The following is a 17,955-nucleotide window of genomic DNA, read 5'->3' on the forward strand; positions in this document are numbered from 1 at the left end:
AGATAGTTATTTTAACCAAGTAGGCTTTTGAACCCTGACAGGGTTTGTTTTATTGTTTGAAAAAATCAGTTAATATTTTAATATACAATTGAATTCCTTCTTCTATTTCGTTTATGAATATAAATTCGTCTGCCGAGTGTGACCGCAGGGTTTCACCAGGTCCTAATTTCAGGGATTGACAGCTCAAAACAGATTGGTCCGACAGCGTAGGCGACCCGTACGTTGTTCTTCCCAGTGCGATTCCGGCTTGTACCAATCCATGTGTAACAGGAATTGATGACGCATTCAAATGCATAGAACGCGGATTGACCTCGGCAGTTAAATGCTGTCTTACGGTATCTAAAATTTCCTGATTATTATAACAATCATTCACCCTGATATCGATAACCAGATGACATTCGGCAGGGACTACATTGTGTTGTTTTCCAGCAGTCACTTGTGTTACGGTCATCTTTACGGGACCTAAAACCTCCGATACTTTTTCAAATTGATAGCTGTTAAACCATTGAATAACAGGTATCGCATTGTAAATCGGATTATCCGGATTGTTATGCGCGGCGTGACTTGCGGTACCTTTTACGATGACATCGAGTACCAATAAACCTTTTTCGGCTACGGCCAATTGCATCAAAGTAGGTTCTCCAACTATGGCACATTCCAGCTCCGGTAAATGTTTTAGTACACTGTTTAATCCATTTTTTCCGCTGCTTTCTTCTTCGGCTGACGCTACCATCACAATATTATAAGGCAGATTTTCATTGGAATAGAAATGAACAAACGTGGCTAAAAGGGAAACCAAACAACCACCGGCATCATTACTTCCCAATCCGAATAATTTACCATCTTTTAGGATGGCTTGAAAAGGATCGTTAGTATAGCCTTGATTTGGTTTTACGGTATCGTGGTGTGAATTCAGTAAAAGCGTTGGTTTGGTCTTGTCAAAATGGGTATTGAATGCCCAAACGTTATTATTTTCTCTGTCGAAAGGAATGCTGTTTTGCGTAAACCATTTTTCGATTAAAAGTGCTGTTTTGTCTTCTTCACTTGAAAAGGAAGGTGTTTCAATCAATGCTTTTAATAATGCAATAGCCTCTTGTGTAAGGATTTCTATACTCTTCATAGTGTAATTGTAGTGTACAATGCCGTCGTGTCCTGCAACATTCTGTGATGACCAATTTTGATTTTTTGCACTCCTTTAGACAAACTATTGAAACAGTTGTCTAATTTAGGAATCATGCCCGAATGTATCGCTTTTTCGGATTTTAATTTCGAATATAATTCTTGATTTATCGTCGAGATTACTGAAGAATCATCTTCGGCATCATATAAAACTCCTGGTTTTTCAAAACAATAATTCAAAGTTACTTCAAAAATTTCAGATAAAGCTATTGCCAATTCACTTGCGATGGTATCGGCATTCGTATTTAATAATTGTCCTTTTCCATCGTGTGTTATTGCGCAAAATACTGGAATAATACCATTTGAAAGTAACGTTTCCAATACTTTTGTATTTACTTTTTTTACATCGCCTACAAAACCATAATTGATTGTCGGATGGTTTCTTTTGTCAGATTGAATTAAATTCCCGTCAGCACCGGAAAATCCCATCGCATTGGTATTAGATGCCTGCAATTGAGCAACAATATTTTTGTTGATTTGTCCGGCATAAATCATCACAACCACATCAAGCATAGCGGCATCGGTAATTCTTCTTCCATCAATCATTTGAGGGACCAAACCGATACTTTCTGCCATTTTAGTAGCTGATTTTCCTCCGCCATGAACGAGTACTTTATAGCCTTCAATTTTAGAAAAATCAGATAAAAACTGTGACAGTTCTGTTGGGCTATCAATAATGTTTCCCCCAATTTTTATTATGGTTAGTGGTTTTTTATTCTCCATTTTCCAATATTTTTTGCAGCACTAATTGGGCAGCGTATGTTCTATTATTGGCTTGCTCGATAACAATTGAATTTTCGCTGTCTATTACTTCGTCCGTAACAATTACATTACGTCTTACTGGCAAACAGTGCATGAATTTAGCATTGTTGGTCAGTTTCATTTTATCGGCAGTTACGGTCCAGTTTGGGTCAGAATTTGTAATCTGGCCGTATTCATTGTAATTGCTCCAGTTTTTAGCATAGATAAAATCTGCGTTTTCGAATGCTTTATTCTGGTCGTGTTCAATCTTGGAATCTTTAGTGATTTCAGGATTCAATTCGTACCCTAGTGGATGCGTAATGACAAAATCGGCATCTTGTAACTGCATCATTTGCACAAAGGAATTGGCAACAGCTTGAGGTAAGGCTTTAGGATGTGGGGCCCAGGTCAAAACTACTTTCGGTCTGTGTTTCGTTTTGTGTTCCGCCATAGTTATAGCATCAGCTAATGACTGTAAAGGATGTCCCGTAGCACTTTCCATGTTAACAACTGGTACAGTGGCATATTTTAAGAAACCGGAAAGTACGATTTCTGCATTGTCTTTTTCTTTGTCTGCAAGTCCGGCAAAAGCTCTGATGGCAATAATATCACAATATTGAGAAACAACTGCTGCCGCTTCTTTAATGTGTTCGGAAGCGCCTGAATTCATGATAGCTCCATCTTCAAACTCCAATGTCCATCCTTCGCTGGTAAAATTCATTACCATCACGTTCATCCCCAAATTCAAAGCTGCTTTTTGGGTACTCAAACGGGTTCTAAGACTGGAATTAAAAAACAGCATTCCCAAGGTTTTGTTTTTACCCAGTTTTTTATTTTTAAGCGGTTTTTTTTTGATTTTTAATGCTTGTTTCACCCATTTGTTGAGCGAATCTATGTTTTGTATGGAGATATAGTTCATGGTTATATAATTTTAGTAAAAGGTATTTCGTTTTTTAAAGCTTTCAAAATAAAGTTGTCTTCCAGCCCATTGACAATCCAAGTTTCAATATTAGCGGATTTGGCAATTGCCGATGCTTCTATTTTGGATTGCATTCCGCCAGTTCCGTGTGAAGATTTAGAATCGCCAATTTCTTTTTGCAATAATTTTAAATCGGTTACCAGAGAAATAGTTTCAGGGACGGCATCATTGATTGAGGATTTAGTATATATTCCGTTCGTATTGGTAGCAATGATCAGAATGTCAACATTTAATAAAACGGCTGTTAAAGCGGCTAATTTATCATTATCACCAAATCGAATCTCATCTGTTGCCACGGTATCATTTTCATTGATGATCGGGATGTAACTGTTTTTGACTAAGACATTGATTGTGTTTACTATGTTTACTTTGGATTGTTCTTTTTCGAAATCAGAATAAGAAAGCAAACATTGCGAAATTAGTAATCCTAAATCACTGAAATTTTCATGATAAATCCGCATCAAATGAGGCTGACCAATAGAGGCCAACGCTTGTTTTACAAAAACATCTTTGTCTTGACTTTCCAGCTTTACAAATTGTTTGGCAGCAGCAATGGCACCTGAACTAACAATTACAAATTCGTAATCGTCTTTAAGGGCTGCTATCTGCATACCAATATCTTCAATCTTTCCTCTCGAAATATGATTTGTTTCTTTGGTTAACGTATTGCTTCCTAATTTTAATAAAATTCTTTTTTTACCTGATTTGTCCATTTCCGTAAATATACCACTTATTAGTAACTAAATGTTGCAATCCAATTGGTCCGCGTTGGTGTAATTTGTCCGTGCTGATCGCCAATTCTCCACCTAAACCAAATTGTCCTCCATCAGTAAAGCGAGTCGAGGCATTTTGATAAACAGCTGCAGTATCTACGTTTTCCATGAATTCCTGAGCAATTGTATTATTTTTTGTGATTATAGAAGCCGAATGTCCACCACAGTATTTGTTGATTTTACCAATAGCTTCTTGGTTTGAATCTGTAGTTCCAATAACAATTTTATAATCTAAAAACTCTTCGTACCAAATTAAATCCGATTCAATCTGAGGAACGTTTGTTGCTTTCGAAATGCTTTCGTCTCCTAAAACGGTAACGTTTCTTTGTTGTAATTCCTCAATTATTTTCTTAGCAAAGGCTTCCCAGTTTTCAAGATTTGTATCGATTAAAACTTTATCTAAAGCATTGCAAACGGAGATGTTTGAGGTTTTTGCGTTAATTATAATAGCAAGTGCCTGGTCCAAATCCGCTTCAGCATTTACATAGACGAAATTATTTCCTCGGCCACTTATAATCACCGGGCAAGTAGCATGTTTCTTTACAAAAGCAATTAATTTTTCACCACCACGAGGAACGATTAAATCCACTTTTTGTGTTGGTTTTTCTAAAAATGCCTGAGTTTCTTCCCGATTGTAATTCAAGTATTCAACCCATTGTGTTGCTACATTGCTTTCTTTTAAGGCTTGATGCCACAAATCCACAATTTTTAAATTGGATAGCAAGGATTCTTTTCCGCCTTTCAGCAAAATTTTATTTCCGGATTTGAAAGCGATTCCTCCTGCTTCAACAGTAACATCAGGTCTGGATTCATAAATAATCATTATGGTTCCAAACGCCGCTGTTTTATTGATGATTTTCATTCCATTTGCATGGTCGAAATTAAAACGCTCTACGCCAATAGGATCTTCCTGACCGCACAATTGCTGCAAGGATAGAATCATACCGTCAATTTTGGCATCATCAACCAACAGCCGTTTTTCCATGGCCAGGTCATCCCCAGAATAATTATTTAAATCCTGTTGATTTATAGTTTTAAGGCTGGCTCTTTCTTGTTCAAGAAGTTCGGACATACGTCTTAAAACTGAATTTCGTCTTTCTATTGGTAACAGCGTATTCATAATTAGGACTGTATTTCTTTCAATGTTTCTTTTAAAGCTATAATAAAGGTATCGATTGCTTCCTTTGTGATTGTCAATGGAGGAAGAATTCTTAATAAATTTTTATTATTAGCATTTCCTGTAAAAATATGTTTGTCAATAATCATTTTTTTACGAAGAGTACTTACGTCAAAATCAAACTCTACACCCAGCATCAATCCTCTTCCTTTTACTTTAATTACTTCGGGAACCTGTTTGATAGCGTCTAAAAAATAGGCGTAGACATCGTTTACATTATCCATTAATTTTTGGCTTTCAATCACATCCAAAACTGCTATTCCGGCAGCACAAGCCAAGTGATTTCCGCCAAAAGTAGTCCCCAGAATTCCATAACTTGCTGTGAATTTTGGAGAAATTAAGATTCCACCAATAGGAAATCCGTTACCCATTCCTTTAGCGAGTGAAATAATATCCGCTTTTATTGCATGATGTTGGTGCGCGAAAAATTTCCCGCTTCTTCCGTATCCTGACTGCACCTCGTCTAAAATTAAAACCACATCGTATGCTGCACATATTTTTTCCAGTTCCTGAAAAAATTCAGTTGTACCCTGGTCTAAACCTCCAACACCTTGAATCGGTTCGATAATAACAGAAGAAACATCTCCTTTTTTTAATTCGTTTTCTACCAGTTCGATTCTATTCAAGGGTAAAAAAGTAACGATTTGCTGTGCATTGATCGGCGCAACAATTTTTTTGTTATCCGTAACGGCAACTGCCGCCGAAGTTCTTCCGTGAAAGGAATTGTCAAAAGCAATTACTCTTGTTTTATTGTTGTGAAAAGAGGCTAATTTTAATGCATTTTCATTGGCCTCAGCACCAGAACTGCATAAGAATAAGGTGTAATCTTCCAATCCTGAAAGTTTTCCTAATTTGGCTGCCAGTTCTACCTGTAATGGATTCTGGATCGCATTGGAATAAAAACCAATGTTATCCAGTTGATTTTTTAATTTGGCAACATATTCCGGTTGTGTGTGTCCTATGGAAATTACCCCATGGCCACCATATAAATCTAAATATTCTACTCCTTTTTCATCTGTAATAGTGCAATCAAGTGCTTTTACAGGAGTGATGCTATATAATGGGTAAACGTCAAATAAGTTCATTTTTTAGTATTTTAAATGTTGAATTTTAAAACAGAAAATTAAAATCCGCTAGGTTTTAAATGTAATCCTGTAGTTTCATCCAGTCCAAACATTAAATTCATGTTTTGAATGGCTTGTCCCGAGGCTCCTTTTGTTAAATTATCAATTACTGAAGTAATCAATAGCCGGTTTCCTTTTTTCATTAAACTAATGATACATTTATTCGTTTGAACTACTTGTTTCATATTTATTCCAGTGGTAGTAACGGTTACAAAAGGTTGGTCTTTGTAAAAAGACTCGTATTTTGCAACTAGATCTTCTAAATTTTCTTCGATTGTTGTGTATAATGTTGCAAAAATTCCTCTGGCAAAATCACCTCTATTGGGTACAAAAATCAATTCGTTTGTGTAATCTGTCTGTAATTGGTTTACACTTTGGTTTATTTCACCCAAATGTTGGTGTTCAAAAGCTTTGTAATGCGACATATTATTGGATCTCCAGCTAAAATGCGTTGTTTCCGAAGGCGAAACTCCAGCTCCTGTACTTCCGGTTGTGGCATTGATATGAACATCAGCAGTAAGCATTTCGTTTTTTGCCAGTGGCAATAATGCCAATTGAATAGCTGTAGCAAAACAACCTGGATTGGCTATGAACTGTGCATTTTTGATAGATGCTTTGTTTAATTCAGGCAGTCCGTAAACGAAAGATTTACTGTCAAAATCTTTGTCTTTTGTCAATCTGAAATCATTTCCTAAATCGATAATTTTGGTATGGCTCGCAAATTGATTTTGCTCCAAAAATGATTTTGATTTACCATGTCCTAAGCACAAGAAAACAACATTTACATTCGGATTCACGGTATCCGTAAAATTCATTTCTATATCGCCCATCAAATCGTGATGCGCAACCGATAACGGTTTTCCGGCATTGGTAGTGCTGTAAACAAAATCAAGCGCTGCATTGGGATGGTACATCAATATTCTGATGAGTTCCCCTGCAGTGTAACCGGAGCCGCCAATTATTCCAACATTAATCATAATCAAGATGGTTTACTGATGAAAATATGTTTTGGGCATTCCCTAGAATTTTAATAAAACCTTTGGCATCGTCTGATGTCCAGGCGTTGTTCATTTCTCCGTATTGACCAAAACCGGTGTTCATAAGATCATTTTCAGATTCAATTCCGTCAAGCGAAAAGTGATATGGTTTCAACGAAACGGTTACGATTCCATTCACTGTTTTTTGAGTGTCTTCAAGGAACGTTTCGATATTTCTCATTACAGGATCCAAAAATTGTCCTTCATGAAACAACATTCCGTACCAGTTTCCTAATTGTTCTTTCCAATATTGTTGCCATTTTCCAAGCGTATGTTTCTCTAACAGATGGTGTGCTTTGATAATGATTAAAGGCGCAGCAGCTTCAAAACCAACTCTTCCTTTAATTCCGATTATCGTATCGCCAACATGAATATCTCTGCCGATAGCATAAGCACTGGCTAACTTTTCAAGAGCAACAATGTTATTTGAAGGTTTGTCTTTTTGGCCATTTACAGCAACTAATTCTCCTTTTACAAATTCCAAAGTCACTTTTTCTTCACCTTCTTTTTGCAATTGTGAAGGATAAGCTTCACTTGGTAAGGGAAGATTTGAAGTTAATGTTTCTTTGCCGCCTACGCTGGTTCCCCACAGTCCCTTGTTAATGGAGTATTGTGCTTTTTCCCAAGAATATTCAACACCATTAGCTTGTAAGTAAGCAACTTCCTCTTGTCTGGATAATTTTAAATCTCTGATAGGAGTGATGATTTCTATCTCTGGAGCGATGGTTTGGAAAATTAAATCAAAACGAATTTGGTCATTTCCTGCGCCAGTACTTCCGTGAGCGATTGCGTTTGCACCTACTTTTTTAGCATATTTAATAGCTTCCATAGCTTGGAAAACACGCTCAGCACTTACGGATAATGGATAGGTGTTGTTCTTTAATACATTTCCATAAATCAAATATTTAATAGCTTTATCGTAATATTTATCGACGATTGTAAGATTTGCATGTTGTGCACTTCCTAATTCGTAGGCTCTTTCTTCGATAGCGGCTAGTTCCGCTTCATCAAATCCTCCTGTATTTATAAGAACGGTATGAACTTCACATCCTTTTTCGTTTTTTAAATATTTTAGGCAATAAGAGGTGTCTAATCCTCCACTATAAGCTAATACAACTTTTTTCATGATATTATTTTTTTAAGAACAAGGCTTCTTTAATTGATTTTAATCTGTTTAATACTCTGACATTAAATGGGTGTTTGGGCGGGTCTTTAGGTTTTTCTTTTGGATCATAAAGCATTCCGGTACACAAACACATTTTGTTGTCTTTACTTTTTAGGATTTCGTAATTGGTACAGGTTTGACATCCTTTCCAAAAACTTGGATCGCTGGTAAGCTCCGAAAAAGGAACTGGTTTGTATCCCAAATCGGAATTGATTTTCATTACCGCTAAACCAGTAGTGATTCCAAATACCTTAGCATCCGGATATTTTTCCAGCGAATAGTCAAATACTTTTGATTTGATTTGCTTTGCTAAACCTAAATTTCTGTAATCAGGATGTACAATCAAGCCAGAATGTGCCACAAACTTACCGTGCTGCCAACTTTCGATATAGCAAAAACCAGCAAATTTACCATTGTCTAATGCAATGACAGCATCTTTGCTTTCCATCTTTTTCTGGATGTACTCAGGAGTTCTTTTAGCAATCCCAGTACCTCTCAATAGGGCGGACGATTCAATAGTATCGCAGATTTCCTGCGAATATTTATAATGTTCTTCCTGAGTTACAATGATAGAAATGTTCATTTCAAGAGATTAATTTTGAGTTAAAAAATGAGTTGGATTCAAGTTTTGAAAAACAAGAGTTGTACCAATCAAATGAAATATATACAAAAAAAGACATTGACCCGGCACATAGCATTATGTTGGCTAATGAACAGGAAAATATAGTTTTTTTAGGATATACTAATCCAATGGATAACTGGGATGATTTCAAAACGGTATAAATGAAAAATGAATAAAAAACAAAAACAAAACACGTTGTGGGTACTATATTATAGCATCCGTACTTCGGGAGAAGCCGTAGGTCTGTTTGTCCGTGATATAGAAGTTATATGTACACTTATATTATTCATGGGTGCAAAAATACAATTATTTTGCAAATAGAACACTTGTTTTGCTTTTTGTAACAAAATTTTAATACAATGTTTGTTTTTTATACCTAAAAAACTCCCTGTAACAGAATCGTTTCAGGGAGTCGGAGTCTTTCTGGTGGTATTGATCCGCATGATTAGTTTCGGAATTTATTTCGACTGATGATGTCTTTTAATTTGGCTTTCAAATCTTCTCCAGTGTCATACACCATTTGTTCGCTGGTAGGAAAAGCTATGGCTCTTTTATCAAAATAAGAGTAATAATTATCATCAGAAGCACGTCGATCTCCTTTATAGGTTGCATAGATGTTTTCAAAAACAAACTCACTTGTTAGCGGGAAGGATTGAATTAATTGGTTGCTTTTGAGGTTTATATAGTCAATTTTAGCTGTGATCTGACAAGATTTGAATTGCTTAAATTCATAAATTCGGGCGTTTACGGTTCTAAGATTGTCAACCATAACCACTTTGCCTTTTTCGTCTAATACTTCCTTTCCATTAGCGTCAATCAGTTTTTTAACACCATCTTTTATCATTCGTTCTTTTACAAATTCTCTCTCTTTGATTTGCTCCGGTGAAATGTAAATTTGTCTAAAATTAATTAGCATACCGTAATCGTACTCAATTCCTCTCTGTTTAGTGCTGTGGTAAACAGTCCATTTGTCGTTAAGGCCATAGGTGCTGAAATCTAACAGATCATTTTGCAGACCAGCAGGAATAATCATCCTGGTTTCATTTTTGGTGTACACTGAAACATAGTCGGACCCTTTTAATTTAGCTTCGTCCATGAGTTGTAAAACGTTTTTGTAATTTGGATTTATCTGATTCAGATAATCCAAATCATCATACGCCTTACGGAAATTGATTTTGTCAGAAGTCAACATTAACTTTTTTGCATTACCATATAAATAAGCGGATAAGGCATTTTTGCTATCTATAATTTGATCGTTGTAATTATCAAAAGGAAAAATCGCATTTCGACCTTCTTTAATTAGTCTTAAAGGAAGTAATGGCTTTATTTTTTCCTGACGATCATTCAATAGTAGGTACGTGGTGTATATTTTTTCCAATTGCACCGGATTAGCATCTTTTGCCAATAGGTTTATTGTATTCAAATCACGGTCTTTTGCTTTGGCGAAAGCCTCTTCGATCAAATAAACATAATCCTGTTTGCCTTTTTTATCTTTATTGCTCCGTAAATTTGAAATTGCATTTTCGATTGCCAGATCGTAATTTCCAGAGCTTAATAGGTTTTGAGTTTGCTTTACGCCACAAGACGAAATAAATACAAAGAAGGATAAGAAAAGAGTAATTTTTTTCATAAGCATAAAAGTAAGTAAATGTTTATTTGAAGCTGTATTTCTATTTTTAAAATTGAAATTTCAAAAATAATGCCATAAAAAAACCTAACAAAAATAGAATGAATGTTAGGTTTTAGAACGTGTGTTTATATTTTTATTTTCTTACAAAAGGAGGTAGTAGTTTACTGGAAACTTCACCAAAACCAATGCGAACTTGTCCGTTTTGGCAAAAACCTTTCATAATTACAGTATCGTTATCATTGATGAATTTACGTTCGGTTCCATCGCTAAGTTTGATAGGATTTTTTCCGCCCCAGGTCAATTCCAGCATGGAGCCAAAACTATCTTCTGTTGCTCCGGAAATTGTTCCTGAGCCCATCATGTCACCAGAATTTACACGACAGCCATTAGAGGTGTGATGTGCTAATTGTTGGGACATTGACCAATATAAATGTTTAAAATTAGAATGAGAAACTGTTGTTGCTTCCTCATTTTCAGGTTGAATCGCTACTTCTAAATTAATGTCGAAAGAATGTTTACCTTTTTGCTGCAAATAGGGAAGTGGCGTTGGCTCTTGTTTTGGACCTTTGGTTCTAAACGGTTCCAAAGCGTCCATAGTTACAATCCATGGCGAAATTGAAGTTGCAAAGTTCTTCGCCAAGAATGGTCCTAGTGGCACATATTCCCATTTTTGGATGTCACGGGCACTCCAGTCATTCAATAAAACCATTCCAAAAATATACTCTTCAGCTTCCGTTACAGCAATGTTTTCTCCCATTATGTTGACATCGGTTGTAATAAAAGCGGTTTCCAGTTCAAAATCTACCGAGCGGGAAGGACCAAAAACAGGTGTGTTTTCACCATTTGGCAAGGTTTGCCCCATTGGTCTGTGTACCGGAATTCCCGAAGGAACTATAGTAGAGCTTCTTCCGTGGTAACCTACAGGGATATGAAGCCAGTTGGGTAATAATGCGTTTTCAGGATCGCGGAACATTTTTCCTACATTAGTAGCATGCTCTTTACTAGAGTAAAAGTCTGTATAATCACCAATCAGTACCGGTAATTGCATTTCTACATCTTCCATTTTAAAGATGACAATATCTCTTTCTTTTACATTATCACGTAGTTTTGGATTTTTTTCGTCAAAAATTTCGGCGATGCGATTTCGAACCAAACGCCACGTTTTCTGACCATCCGAAATAAAATCATTCAAAGTATCCTGCATGAACATATCATCGGTCAGCTCAATACCTTCGAAATAATTTAATTGTTGTAAAGCTCCTAAATCTATAGCAAAGTCTCCGATTCTAGTTCCTACAGTTACGATGTTCTCTTTAGTAAGAAAAACGCCAAAAGGAATGTTTTGAATGGGAAAATCACTATTGATAGCAACTTCTAACCATGATTTTCTGTTAGTATTGTTGGCAGTTATAGGCATATGGATGTTAATTATTTTGTTGAAAATTACTCATCAAATATATTATAATCTAACTATTAACCAAACGTTTTTTTGTATTTTTGCAACATATTAACGAAAATCAAAGAAATGCAACGCGACGAACAAATTTTTGACCTTATTCTAGAAGAACAAGAAAGACAAATACACGGATTAGAACTTATCGCTTCGGAAAACTTCGTAAGTGACGAAGTAATGGAAGCAGCCGGTTCTGTTTTAACCAATAAATATGCAGAAGGATACCCTGGCAAAAGATACTACGGCGGTTGTGAAGTAGTTGATGTTATTGAGCAAATAGCTATTGATAGAGCTAAGGAATTATTTGGAGCTGCTTACGCTAACGTACAGCCTCACTCTGGTTCACAAGCAAATACCGCAGTTTATCATGCCTGTATCAAACCTGGAGATAAAATATTAGGTTTTGATTTGTCTCATGGAGGACATTTGACTCACGGTTCACCGGTGAACTTCTCAGGACGTTTGTATACACCTTCATTCTATGGTGTAGATGCAGCGACAGGAAGATTAGATTATGATAAAATTCAGGAAATAGCAACAAAAGAACAACCAAAATTAATCATTGCAGGTGCTTCGGCATATTCTCGTGATATGGATTTTGAACGTTTCAGAGTAATTGCTGACAGTGTTGGGGCTATTTTATTAGCTGATATTTCTCACCCTGCCGGTCTTATCGCAAAAGGTTTGATGAATGACCCATTACCTCATTGTCATATTGTTACTACTACGACTCACAAAACATTGCGTGGTCCTCGTGGCGGTTTGATTTTGATGGGTAAAGATTTCGAAAATCCATTTGGTTTAACTACTCCAAAAGGGGAACTCAGAATGATGTCTTCACTATTGGATTTAGCTGTTTTTCCTGGAAATCAGGGAGGTCCATTAATGCATATCATAGCTGCAAAAGCTGTTGCATTTGGAGAGGCACTGAACGATGAATTTTTCACTTACGCTTTACAATTGCAAAAAAATGCTAACGCAATGGCAGATGCTTTTGTAAAAAGAGGATACGAAATCATTTCTGGAGGTACAGACAATCACATGATGTTGATTGACTTAAGAAACAAAAATATTTCTGGGAAAGATGCTGAAAATGCATTGGTAAAAGCAGAAATTACTGTAAATAAAAACATGGTTCCATTTGATGATAAATCACCATTTGTAACTTCAGGAATTCGTGTTGGAACCGCAGCCATTACCACTCGTGGTCTGGTTGAAGAAGATATGGAAACCATTGTAGCTTTAATTGACAGAGTGTTGATGGATCATACTAACGAAACTGTTATCGAAGAAGTGGCGGCTGAAGTAAACGAAATGATGAGCGAAAGAGCTATTTTCGTATATTAATACTAAGGTCTTACAATTTTTAAAGTCGAAAGTCGAAAGTCTTGAGGAGGAATTTAATCGTTCTTTCTTAATTTTGACTTTCGACTTTTGAGTTTATATAACATTCAAACTAAAAATAATGGCTGTACTGAGATTAAAATTACCAACCGATCCGAGATGGGTGAATATTGTAGAAAAGAACATTGAAGAGATTTTAACAGATCATGCCTGGTGCGAACAAAAAGCAGCTACAAATGCTATTACAATTATCACGAACAACTCGGAGCACCAAGATTTAGTGAGGGATTTATTGGCTTTGGCCAAAGAAGAAATTGACCATTTTGAACAAGTACATAACATTATCATCAAGCGTGGCCTGAAGTTAGGACGCGAGCGTAAAGATGATTATGTGAACGAATTGTATTTGTATATGAAGAAAAGCGGCGATGGGAGCAGAGTTTCAGCCTTAGTGGAACGGTTGTTGTTTTCAGCTATGATAGAAGCAAGGAGTTGTGAGCGTTTCAAAGTACTTTCGGAGAATATAAAGGATGAAGAATTATCGCTGTTCTATAGAGATTTGATGGAGAGTGAAGCAGGTCATTATACGACTTTTATAACCTATGCAAGAAAATATGGAGTAGGAATTGATGTTGAAAAACGTTGGAGAGAATGGCTTGAGTTCGAGGATAATGTTATAACAAATTACGGTAAAAGTGAAACGATTCATGGCTGAGTTTAGTTTCGATATTTTTGATTTTTATCTATAAAAAGCACAGCTTGTTTAAAGCTATTAATAATCAGCTTTTTATGGTTTTTGTGTTTTGATGAAAGTAATGTTTAACATTTAAATTAATTTATTTGTGACGGATTAAAAAATTTTGATTTACTTTTAGGGTTTAATTTTAACTTTAATGATTGATAATTGCTATGAAACTCAATTTTAATTATGATGGGAATATTGCCTGCAGGGCGATATTGCAAGATCAATTAGAGAATTTAGATATTAAATATCAACTTTTAGATCTAGGACAAATCGAAATCGGAGATGATGTTTCAGAAGGTAGCTTTACAGCACTTCAGGATAGTTTAAAGAAGTATGCGATTCATATTATTGATAGTCCTAAAGGGCAATTGATTCAAAAAATTAAAGATGCCATAATTGAAATTGTTTATGAAAAAGATAAATTTCCTAACATAACAATTTCGCAATATCTTTCGGATAAATTGAACTTTAGATATGGATATATTACGAATGTTTTTTCAGAATATACCCATACGTCAATTGAGAATTTTATTATTATTCAGAAGATTGAAAGAGCAAAAAAATTAATAATTGAAGAAGAACTGACTTTAACTGAAATTTCTCACGAACTAAATTACAGTAGCGTAGCGTATTTATCAACTCAGTTTAAAAAGGTAACAGGATTAACGCCTTCGATGTTTAAAAGAATAGTTGAAAAAAGGAGACAGTTGTCAAATAATGAATAAATAAAATTTCTTAAAAGCCTCAATGTTTTATGATTACACATCAAGATTCAATGCATATTCTTTTAGCTGACGATGACGAAGATGATCGCGCTTTTTTTAGCGAAGCTATACAAGAGCTTAAAATGAGTAATAAGTTGACACTGTTTAAAGATGGTAATGAGCTAATGGATTATTTAGTACATCCTGATATTAAGCTACCTCATGTTTTATTTCTCGATTTAAATATGCCGGGGAAAACCGGAATAGATTGTCTAAAAGAAATCAGAGCTAATATTCGTTTTAAAGATGTTTCTATTGCTATATATTCTACTTCCTCCTCAGAAAAAGATATCGAAGATACTTTTATTGAAGGGGCCAATATTTACATTACAAAGCCCAATGATTTTTCTTCGTTGAAAAAAGTGATCCAGGAAGTTGTAAATATGAATTGGCAATTTCATTCCTCAGGATTAAATATTGAAACTTTTTTCTTCAGCGTTTAATGGAGTATAAATGAAAATTTTAGGATTATATAAAAATTCGCAAATATTTAAAATTGCTTTAGCAATAGCAATAGTTGTGGTTTGTTATATAGCATCTGTATTTTATTCTCAAATGCAAAAGCTCAATTCTACTGTTGAATTAATTGCAAATTCTAATGAGACTCAAATTGAATTAGAAAAACTCTTATCAGTAATCAGTATTTATGAAACCAGTTTGCGAAGCTATATCATTACAAAAGAGGAATCGTATATAAAAAACCGGTTTTTGAGTAGAGGTAAAATTGAAGAAAGCTTAGCGAAATTAAAAAAACTGACTTCTAATAATCCGGCCAGAAGTAAGGATATTGACCAGCTTAAAAAAATCATTGATTACAGATTTAAGCTGTTCCGACAAACGTTAATTATTGCAAAAAGTAAAAATTCAGGTCCGACGTACTTAAACGCTAAGTTGCTTGAGAGTAGTGATGTTACCGACATGATGAAATCTTTTGTAACAAAAATGATATTTTCAGAAAGTGCAAAAACAAAATTTCAAAATGACAGTCATCAATTTGAATTGCGGGACTCTATTATAACTGCTTTTTTATTAGTTATAATTTCTCTTTTAATATTGCTGTTGTCATTCAATAAAATGAATGTGGATATTGAAGAACTGAAGAATGCGAATGACAAATTAAAATTGCTTAATGAGTCTTATAATACTGCTGAAATGACTGCAGGTTTTGGTCATTGGATGGTAAATATCGAAACCAATACCTATACCTTTTCAGATAATTTGTTCCGTCTGATGGGGGTTGAGCCGAATGCGTTTGAACCCAACATAAAAAACACGAGAAAATACATTCACCCGGATGATTTAGATTATGTAACAAAAGTACATAAGGATTCTTTGGTAAACCATCAGTCGACTTCGATGATATTTAGATTTTTAACACCTACCGGAGATGTAAAATATATTATGGGTGTAGGAAGTTTTACCAATGATGGGGATGGTAATTTAATCAAGATTGGTGTGAATTGTGATATTACAAATCAATACAAAAAAACACTTGAATTAGAGGAAAATAATAAAGAGCTTAAATATATCAATAAAGAGTTAGAAGCCTTTAACAATATTGTAAGTCATGATTTGCAGGAACCGCTGCGTAAGATTCAAATGTTTATCTCCAGATTAGAAGAAAAGGAATTGGACTTGCTAACCGAACAAGGAAAAGAATATTTTTCTAAAATCCGTATAGCAGCCAATAGAATGCAGACCTTATTAATAGATTTAGTTGATTATTCCAGAACAATAAAAGGAGACAAGGTTTTTATAGAAGCTGATTTAAACAAAATAGTAGCGGAAACACTCCAAGATTTATCCACTAATATTGAAGAGAAAAAAGCAATCATTAAAATTGGGAATTTGCCAACAATCAAAGTAATACCTTTCCAGATCAAACAGCTTTTTATAAACTTAATTTCAAATTCTCTTAACTATAGTAAGGAAGAGGTGCCGCCTCAAATTAGTATTACCTCCAACGAAATTACAGAAAAAGAAGCACTTGATTATAAAATAATTAATAGGGAAGATTATTATAAAATTGTAGTGGAAGATAACGGAATTGGTTTCAAACAGGAATACGCTGAAAAAATATTTCTTTTGTTTAAACGTTTAGAAACTGATCCTAAATATTCAGGTACTGGACTTGGTCTGGCTATTTGCAATAGAATAGTAGAGAGCCACAAAGGTTTCATAAAAGTAAAAGGAGAACCAGGTATTGGAGCTAAATTCTATGTTTTTATTCCAAAAGGGGACTTACTTTAATTTCAATACAAAAGTACAATGATTACAATTAAAGAGGCGTCGATAGCCGACTTAGATACAATTCAGGATATTGCCTATAAATCATGGCCTGCTACCTATGGTACAATACTTTCGCAAGAACAAATAGCGTACATGCTTAATTTATGGTACAGATCAGATGTTTTGATTGATAATATGACCAATAAAAAACATTTTTTCTTATTGGCTTTTGACGGGGCTGTTTGTCTGGGATTTGCTTCTTATGAGCATAATTATTTAAATGAGAATAGTACCCGCCTGCACAAAATCTATTTGCTTCCTCAAGCACAGGGTAAAGGAGTCGGAAAGTTATTGATTAGTACCGTTGAAGATTTGGCACGAGTAAACCATTCCGATTTTATAGCTTTAAATGTAAATAAATTTAATAAGGCGTTTACTTTTTACCAAAAAATAGGTTTTGAAATTGTGGATGAATATGATACAGAGATTGGAAATGGTTATTTGATGGAAGATTATATCATGCAAAAAAAATTGTAATCCCCCCTTTTTTTGAAGATAATTTTGCTTAAAGCGGTAACCTAAATCCGAAAACTGCAAGTTCTCCTTGCATAAAATCTAAATCTTCGGATCTTTTGAAACCCAGGTTTTCGTACATTTTCCAAGCGATTTGCATTGCCATTGTAGAATGAATAATTACTTGACTGTGCTTTTTATCTGTAGCTTTTCTGATACATTCCTGTATCAAAAGTTTGCCAATACCTTTTCCTCTACTCAAAGAATCGACAGCTAATAATCGAAATCCGGAAGCATTTTGTTCTTTGGTCGCGGTTCCTCCCGAGCCATACTGCTGCATCGCACTAAAATAGACAACAGCTCCTACTATTTTTTCATTAGTAGAAACAGCTATTAAGAGTTCCGTTTCTGGTTTAGTTGCGAGATCTCCGATGTTTAAGAGCATTTTGTAATAATTGGTTGCTCAATTTCTGTTGGGAA

The 17,955-nt window shown here is 35.0% G+C and carries 19 protein-coding genes; 7 read left to right on the top strand and 12 right to left on the bottom strand.

The features are described 5' to 3' along the window. Nucleotides 1-49: 49 nt before the first annotated feature. From ACNQGN_RS06055 to ACNQGN_RS06095, 9 genes are read right to left on the bottom strand one after another with little or no spacing between them, the layout of a single operon-like run. Entirely contained in the window at nt 50-1,120 is a 1,071-nt protein-coding gene (locus ACNQGN_RS06055; RefSeq protein WP_417986947.1) for a M20 family metallo-hydrolase, read from the bottom strand. Then, complete coding sequence (gene argB / locus ACNQGN_RS06060; RefSeq protein WP_417986948.1) at nt 1,117-1,902, bottom strand: acetylglutamate kinase; 786 nt, start codon at nt 1,900-1,902, stop codon at nt 1,117-1,119. The genes ACNQGN_RS06055 and argB overlap by 4 nt, the downstream gene beginning before the upstream one ends. Further along, the gene (locus ACNQGN_RS06065; protein WP_417986949.1) at nt 1,892-2,839 is read right to left on the bottom strand and encodes an N-acetylornithine carbamoyltransferase; all 948 of its coding nucleotides are present in this window, start codon (nt 2,837-2,839) and stop codon (nt 1,892-1,894) included. The genes argB and ACNQGN_RS06065 overlap by 11 nt, the downstream gene beginning before the upstream one ends. A gap of 2 nt (nt 2,840-2,841) precedes the next feature. Then, entirely contained in the window at nt 2,842-3,612 is a 771-nt protein-coding gene (proB, locus tag ACNQGN_RS06070; protein WP_417986950.1) for a glutamate 5-kinase, read from the bottom strand. Next, nucleotides 3,596-4,792 (bottom strand): glutamate-5-semialdehyde dehydrogenase, encoded by a 1,197-nt coding sequence (locus ACNQGN_RS06075; protein WP_417986951.1) that lies wholly within the window; start codon nt 4,790-4,792, stop codon nt 3,596-3,598. Before ACNQGN_RS06075 ends, proB begins: the two co-directional genes overlap by 17 nt. Nucleotides 4,793-4,794: 2 nt before the next feature. Beyond that, nucleotides 4,795-5,934, bottom strand: coding sequence for an aspartate aminotransferase family protein (locus ACNQGN_RS06080; protein ID WP_417986952.1), 1,140 nt, complete (start codon nt 5,932-5,934; stop codon nt 4,795-4,797). A 38-nt stretch (nt 5,935-5,972) separates the two neighbouring features. Continuing rightward, nucleotides 5,973-6,950: an N-acetyl-gamma-glutamyl-phosphate reductase gene (gene argC / locus ACNQGN_RS06085; protein ID WP_417986953.1), complete on the bottom strand. Its 978-nt coding sequence runs from the start codon at nt 6,948-6,950 to the stop codon at nt 5,973-5,975. Further along, nucleotides 6,943-8,136, bottom strand: coding sequence for an argininosuccinate synthase (locus tag ACNQGN_RS06090; RefSeq protein WP_417986954.1), 1,194 nt, complete (start codon nt 8,134-8,136; stop codon nt 6,943-6,945). The genes argC and ACNQGN_RS06090 overlap by 8 nt, the downstream gene beginning before the upstream one ends. A gap of 4 nt (nt 8,137-8,140) precedes the next feature. Continuing rightward, nucleotides 8,141-8,758, bottom strand: coding sequence for a GNAT family N-acetyltransferase (locus ACNQGN_RS06095; RefSeq protein WP_417986955.1), 618 nt, complete (start codon nt 8,756-8,758; stop codon nt 8,141-8,143). 32 nt (nt 8,759-8,790) lie between these two features. On the opposite strand from ACNQGN_RS06095, the gene ACNQGN_RS06100 reads away from it, so the two are divergent. Next, complete coding sequence (locus tag ACNQGN_RS06100; protein ID WP_417986956.1) at nt 8,791-8,958, top strand: hypothetical protein; 168 nt, start codon at nt 8,791-8,793, stop codon at nt 8,956-8,958. A gap of 284 nt (nt 8,959-9,242) precedes the next feature. Here the strand turns inward: ACNQGN_RS06100 and ACNQGN_RS06105 are convergent, their stop codons facing one another. Then, nucleotides 9,243-10,427: a hypothetical protein gene (locus tag ACNQGN_RS06105; RefSeq protein ID WP_417986957.1), complete on the bottom strand. Its 1,185-nt coding sequence runs from the start codon at nt 10,425-10,427 to the stop codon at nt 9,243-9,245. A 133-nt stretch (nt 10,428-10,560) separates the two neighbouring features. Next, a complete protein-coding gene (gene fahA, locus ACNQGN_RS06110) occupies nt 10,561-11,844 on the bottom strand; it encodes a fumarylacetoacetase (protein ID WP_417986958.1) in 1,284 nt (427 codons plus the stop codon). Nucleotides 11,845-11,952: 108 nt separating this feature from the next. Here fahA and glyA point away from each other — a divergent pair, with 108 nt between their 5' ends. The 6 genes from glyA to ACNQGN_RS06140 all read left to right on the top strand — a co-directional run bounded on the left by glyA (nt 11,953) and on the right by ACNQGN_RS06140 (nt 17,499). After that, nucleotides 11,953-13,227: a serine hydroxymethyltransferase gene (glyA, locus tag ACNQGN_RS06115; protein WP_417986959.1), complete on the top strand. Its 1,275-nt coding sequence runs from the start codon at nt 11,953-11,955 to the stop codon at nt 13,225-13,227. 118 nt (nt 13,228-13,345) lie between these two features. Then, nucleotides 13,346-13,939, top strand: a complete 594-nt coding sequence (locus ACNQGN_RS06120) for a MiaE family protein (protein WP_417986960.1) — start codon at nt 13,346-13,348, stop codon at nt 13,937-13,939. Between the two features lie 194 nt (nt 13,940-14,133). Beyond that, nucleotides 14,134-14,694: a helix-turn-helix domain-containing protein gene (locus tag ACNQGN_RS06125; RefSeq protein ID WP_417986961.1), complete on the top strand. Its 561-nt coding sequence runs from the start codon at nt 14,134-14,136 to the stop codon at nt 14,692-14,694. 29 nt (nt 14,695-14,723) lie between these two features. Beyond that, nucleotides 14,724-15,176 (top strand): response regulator, encoded by a 453-nt coding sequence (locus ACNQGN_RS06130; protein ID WP_417986962.1) that lies wholly within the window; start codon nt 14,724-14,726, stop codon nt 15,174-15,176. A gap of 10 nt (nt 15,177-15,186) precedes the next feature. Further along, a complete protein-coding gene (locus tag ACNQGN_RS06135; protein ID WP_417986963.1) occupies nt 15,187-16,983 on the top strand; it encodes an ATP-binding protein in 1,797 nt (598 codons plus the stop codon). Between the two features lie 18 nt (nt 16,984-17,001). Beyond that, nucleotides 17,002-17,499 (top strand): GNAT family N-acetyltransferase, encoded by a 498-nt coding sequence (locus ACNQGN_RS06140; RefSeq protein ID WP_417986964.1) that lies wholly within the window; start codon nt 17,002-17,004, stop codon nt 17,497-17,499. 28 nt (nt 17,500-17,527) lie between these two features. On the opposite strand, the gene ACNQGN_RS06145 is transcribed toward ACNQGN_RS06140, so the two are convergent. Next, nucleotides 17,528-17,920, bottom strand: a complete 393-nt coding sequence (locus tag ACNQGN_RS06145; RefSeq protein WP_417986965.1) for a GNAT family N-acetyltransferase — start codon at nt 17,918-17,920, stop codon at nt 17,528-17,530. Between the last annotated feature and the right edge of the window lie 35 nt (nt 17,921-17,955).

It is taken from the genome of Flavobacterium rhamnosi, from assembly GCF_048286515.1.
GTDB lineage: Bacteria > Bacteroidota > Bacteroidia > Flavobacteriales > Flavobacteriaceae > Flavobacterium.

Coding starts and splice junctions, on each gene's coding strand:
- ACNQGN_RS06055 (WP_417986947.1), bottom strand. CDS start 1,120: ATGAAGAGTATAGAAATCCTTACACAAGAGGCTATTGCATTATTAAAA.
- argB (WP_417986948.1), bottom strand. CDS start 1,902: ATGGAGAATAAAAAACCACTAACCATAATAAAAATTGGGGGAAACATT.
- ACNQGN_RS06065 (WP_417986949.1), bottom strand. CDS start 2,839: ATGAACTATATCTCCATACAAAACATAGATTCGCTCAACAAATGGGTG.
- proB (WP_417986950.1), bottom strand. CDS start 3,612: ATGGACAAATCAGGTAAAAAAAGAATTTTATTAAAATTAGGAAGCAAT.
- ACNQGN_RS06075 (WP_417986951.1), bottom strand. CDS start 4,792: ATGAATACGCTGTTACCAATAGAAAGACGAAATTCAGTTTTAAGACGT.
- ACNQGN_RS06080 (WP_417986952.1), bottom strand. CDS start 5,934: ATGAACTTATTTGACGTTTACCCATTATATAGCATCACTCCTGTAAAA.
- argC (WP_417986953.1), bottom strand. CDS start 6,950: ATGATTAATGTTGGAATAATTGGCGGCTCCGGTTACACTGCAGGGGAA.
- ACNQGN_RS06090 (WP_417986954.1), bottom strand. CDS start 8,136: ATGAAAAAAGTTGTATTAGCTTATAGTGGAGGATTAGACACCTCTTAT.
- ACNQGN_RS06095 (WP_417986955.1), bottom strand. CDS start 8,758: ATGAACATTTCTATCATTGTAACTCAGGAAGAACATTATAAATATTCG.
- ACNQGN_RS06105 (WP_417986957.1), bottom strand. CDS start 10,427: ATGAAAAAAATTACTCTTTTCTTATCCTTCTTTGTATTTATTTCGTCT.
- fahA (WP_417986958.1), bottom strand. CDS start 11,844: ATGCCTATAACTGCCAACAATACTAACAGAAAATCATGGTTAGAAGTT.
- glyA (WP_417986959.1), top strand. CDS start 11,953: ATGCAACGCGACGAACAAATTTTTGACCTTATTCTAGAAGAACAAGAA.
- ACNQGN_RS06120 (WP_417986960.1), top strand. CDS start 13,346: ATGGCTGTACTGAGATTAAAATTACCAACCGATCCGAGATGGGTGAAT.
- ACNQGN_RS06125 (WP_417986961.1), top strand. CDS start 14,134: ATGAAACTCAATTTTAATTATGATGGGAATATTGCCTGCAGGGCGATA.
- ACNQGN_RS06130 (WP_417986962.1), top strand. CDS start 14,724: ATGATTACACATCAAGATTCAATGCATATTCTTTTAGCTGACGATGAC.
- ACNQGN_RS06135 (WP_417986963.1), top strand. CDS start 15,187: ATGAAAATTTTAGGATTATATAAAAATTCGCAAATATTTAAAATTGCT.
- ACNQGN_RS06140 (WP_417986964.1), top strand. CDS start 17,002: ATGATTACAATTAAAGAGGCGTCGATAGCCGACTTAGATACAATTCAG.
- ACNQGN_RS06145 (WP_417986965.1), bottom strand. CDS start 17,920: ATGCTCTTAAACATCGGAGATCTCGCAACTAAACCAGAAACGGAACTC.